The sequence below is a fragment of the Pseudomonas fluorescens genome, from assembly GCF_000968015.1.
GTDB lineage: Bacteria > Pseudomonadota > Gammaproteobacteria > Pseudomonadales > Pseudomonadaceae > Aquipseudomonas > Aquipseudomonas fluorescens_W.
Map to the genome: position 1 here is coordinate 1 of NZ_LACH01000095.1, position 3,860 is coordinate 3,860.

At 62.3% G+C, this 3,860-nt stretch carries 3 protein-coding genes; all 3 read right to left on the minus strand.

What is annotated here, in order from left to right; genetic code table 11:
* Positions 1–93: 93 nt before the first annotated feature.
* From VD17_RS30270 to VD17_RS30280, 3 genes are read right to left on the minus strand one after another with little or no spacing between them, the layout of a single operon-like run.
* Positions 94–1,191 (minus strand): DUF1513 domain-containing protein, encoded by a 1,098-nt coding sequence (locus VD17_RS30270; RefSeq protein WP_046057040.1) that lies wholly within the window; start codon positions 1,189–1,191, stop codon positions 94–96.
* 14 nt (positions 1,192–1,205) lie between these two features.
* Positions 1,206–2,270, minus strand: a complete 1,065-nt coding sequence (locus tag VD17_RS30275; protein WP_046057041.1) for an imelysin family protein — start codon at positions 2,268–2,270, stop codon at positions 1,206–1,208.
* Positions 2,271–2,296: 26 nt separating this feature from the next.
* The gene (locus tag VD17_RS30280) at positions 2,297–3,724 is read right to left on the minus strand and encodes a di-heme oxidoreductase family protein (RefSeq protein WP_046057042.1); all 1,428 of its coding nucleotides are present in this window, start codon (positions 3,722–3,724) and stop codon (positions 2,297–2,299) included.
* Between the last annotated feature and the right edge of the window lie 136 nt (positions 3,725–3,860).

A 3,860-nucleotide genomic window follows, 5' to 3' on the forward strand; every position in this document is an offset into this window, starting at 1 on the left:
ATCCGTGAAGAACCTTTTTTTAGGGCCGCTACGCAGCCCAGCGGGAGCAAGCTCCCTCGCCACAGGGAAAACCCTCCAGCAGGAGAGGGAAGTTCAAATGAGGTGAAGGTGGTTGTCCCAGAGTCCTGCGGGTAGATCGAGGGGGGTTGCAACAAGGCTTGTCTGGCGGCAGTCGTAGAACCGGCAGCGTCCTTGACCCGAGGTCACGACAAAGCCATCGGCTACCGCGCCGACCCCGGCGCAATCGGGAAGCGGCGCGTCCAGGCGCACTTCACCGCTGTCCAGGTCCCAGATGAAAAAGCGGTTGCCCCGTGGCGCGGTCAACGCCACCAGGCGCAGTTCGCTGTGCACCGCGACGCTGGCGGTGTAATGCCCCATGGCCTGCAACTGATGCTCAGGCACCGGGAAGGCCACGAACGGCTGGCCGGGCCGCTTGATCGCCAGCAGCTCCGACGACTCGTGAGACGGCCCCATGAATTGCTGACCGGCGACAATGGTGCCGTCGCTGGCAATCCCCAAATGACGCACGCTGTTCATCTGCTGGGCGAGGGTTTCCTTGCTCAGCAGGGTGCCATCGCGTTGCATCAGGACCAGGCTCGGTTCCATGGCGTTGAGGTTCATCTCGACGCGGCTTTCGGCCTCGGTGCGAATACCGCCGTTGGCCACCACCAGGGTTTCGCCATCGGGCATCCACGACACCTGATGCGGACCGACGCCATGGGTCGAAATCTCGCCGCTGTGCACCAACCGCTCGCCTTCGAACTTATACACCCCGAGCAAGCCGCGACCCGGATCGGAGGTATCGTTCTCGGTGGCGTACAGCCAGTCGCCGCTCTTGTGAATCACCGCATGACCGTAGAAGTGCCGGTTCGGCAGCGAGGTCACGGTTTGCAGCAACGTGCCGTCGCGCAGGTCGACCAGATAACTCTCGGTGCCAGGACGACGGGCGACGAACAGCGCAATCGGCAGCGTCGGGTGGTTGATGATGTCGTGGCAACGCTGGCCGACCTGGGTGGCAAACACCCGGGTGCCGTCCAGCCGATAACCGACGGCGTAGTGTTTGCCGTCGGTATCGTCCCGCGCCGAGAGCAGCAGCGGGCTTTTGTCCTTTTGCTTGAACAGCGTCCAGCCGCCCAGCGTCACCGCACCCAGCAGCAAACTACCTAACGTCAAAGCCTGGCGTCGCAGCATGGAACTTGCCCTCATCAGTCACCGTCGTTGGCGTTGAAGCCCAGTTGGATGCCAAGCGCCTTGGCCAGTTCGCCTTCGTGAAGGCGGTGGACGACGTTGAGGCTGTCGTAGAGATCGTTGAGTTGCTGGCGACCGGCGTCGTCATTGAGCATTTCAGTCAGCGAACGCTGGTTGCTGGCGAACAGTTTCAGGGCCGCGGTGTAAGCGGCGTCGATCTTGTCAGCCAAGGGTTTCTGCTCGCTCGGCAACAGGCCGCGCAGGCCTTTGTTGTCGACGCCTTCCCATACCGTTTTGGCGGCGGCGAGGCTGGCTTCGATGCCGGTCAGGGACGACTGGCTGCGCCACGCATCAGCCTGGAACGGTTGCGGCACCCCCTTCGTCTGACGGCCCATCGGCGTGCCGAGTTTTTTCTTCAGGGTGTCGAGGGCGGTGACCTGCACGCGCAACAGATCGGCGATGGCTTCGTGGGAATCGGCGTAGCGCTGGTTCGGGAATTTGCTCAATTGCGCGAGCATGCCGTCGGTGTTGTTCCAGGTTTTCAGGATCTCTTCGGCCAGTTGTTTCTGACGCTCGCCAATTGCGATCAGCAGCGGGCAGTACTTGGCTTTCTGTTCAGCGTTGGCCACATCAGGCTTGCTGTCGAACAGGATGTATTCGTAGGCGGAAAGGCCTTGAACCACAACGCTGGACTGGGCCAAGGCAGCGGCATCGATCTGCGGCTGCGCGGTGACCAGTTGTTCGACCTGACGGCCGACGAGGTTTTTCTTGTCCGGCCAGAACTGCACCTGCCAGGCGCGATTGCCTTCGGCCAGCGGCCCGATCAGCAGCGGTTGCAGCTCGGCCCAGGCTTTCTGCGCGTGCAGGAAGTCGGCGCGGGCGGTGTCGAGGTTTTCCTTGCCTTCGCAGTAGGCCAACGCACTGACGGCCAGTTGGCGATCGGCTTCAACCCAGCGCGTGTAGGTCGGCAGGATCACCGACTTGGCGATGGCTGCGGACGTAACGGCCTGCGGATCCTGAGGCGAACAGGCGCCCAAGGCTAGCGCGGCAAGGCTGGTGAACAACAATTTGGGACGGAACATGTCGGGCTCCCGCTATGGAATACGTATTAAAGGGAATTCAAAAACGCCAGCAACGCAGCACGCTGCTCGGCATTGAAAGACAAAACCTGTTGCTGCGCCGCTGCGGCTTCGCCGCCATGCCAGAGCACGGCTTCGAGCAGATTGCGGGCGCGGCCATCGTGCAAAAACTGGGTGTGGCCACTGACTGCCTGCGTCAGGCCGATGCCCCACAACGGCGGGGTGCGCCAGTCGCGGCCACTGGCCTGGAATTCGGTACGGTTGTCGGCCAGACCGTCGCCCATGTCATGCAGCAGCAGATCGCTGTAAGGGCGAATCACTTGATTGGCCAGTTCAGGTTCTGCGGCGTTGGCGGCGGTGGTGTATTTCGGGGTGTGGCAGGACTGGCATCCGGCCTGGAAAAACAGAGTCTTGCCGGCCAGCACTTCGGGGGCGCTGACATCGCGGCGGGCCGGTACGGCCAGGTTACGGCTGTAGAACAGCACCAGACGCAGGATGTTATCGCTGACTTCGGGCTCGCCATCCGGGCCATTGCCATTCGGTGCCTGTTTGCAGGCGGTTTGCGCGTCGGTGCAGTCGTCGACGGGTCTCAGGCTGGTGGTGAGGCCCATGTCGCCGGAAAACGCGTGAACGTTCTGTTGATTGAGGTTCGGTTGCCCGGCCTTCCAGCCAAATCGGCCGAGCACGGTTTTTTGCTGCGCGTCATCCCAGACCCGGTTCGGGCGTCCGGCGATACCGTTTTTGTCTTTTGCCTGAGCCTCTGCATTGGCCAAGATCGCTGCGTCGGGAATCGCTTCGAGCAGGCCCAGGCCAATCATTGGCGGTGCAACCCTGGCCGAGAAACGCGTGTCAGGGTGCATCGGGCCGTAGCCGAGCTGGGTGATGTTCAGGCTTGGCTTGCGCAACTCGACTTCGGTGCCGTCCTTGAAGCGAATCGGAACGGGCGTGTACTCGACGCGCACTTTGCCTTCCGGCACGACACCCGGCACAGACATGTCCTGGAATTGTCCGCCGTAGACCGGCTCCGGGACGACACCGAGCTGCTCGATGACCTTGGCATACGCTGGCGCATCGGGAATCGACAGGCGTACCAGCATCGACACGGCGTTCAGCGCATCAGGCGTGGGCGGATGACCGCGGCCGTCCTTGATGTGGCAGCCCTGGCACGCGTTGGTGTTGAACAACGGGCCGAGTCCGTCCCGGGCGGTGGTGGTCGACGGCGCGATCACCCAGGGATTACGGAAAAAGCTGTTGCCGACACTGAAGTCCACGCGCCGTGAGGGTGGCAGGTTGGCGGACGGCAGGGAAAACGAGTTCTGATCGGTCTTGCGCACGGTTGCGCTGCCACCGGACCGGGCTTCACCGGGTTCGGCTTGGGTAAAACGCGGGGCGTCATCGCAGGCACTCAGGCCCAGGGCCAGAAACAGTGCGGACAAGCGAAGAGGCAGCGCGGGCATCGGACATCCTGCAAGACGAGCAAAACAAGGGGCGCAAAGTCTAACAGGGCAGGGGAGATTGAATAAGAGGAATTATCGTTTGGTTGATGTGGCGCAAGGATTATTGGGTAAACACCATCCCCCTGTAGGAGTGAGC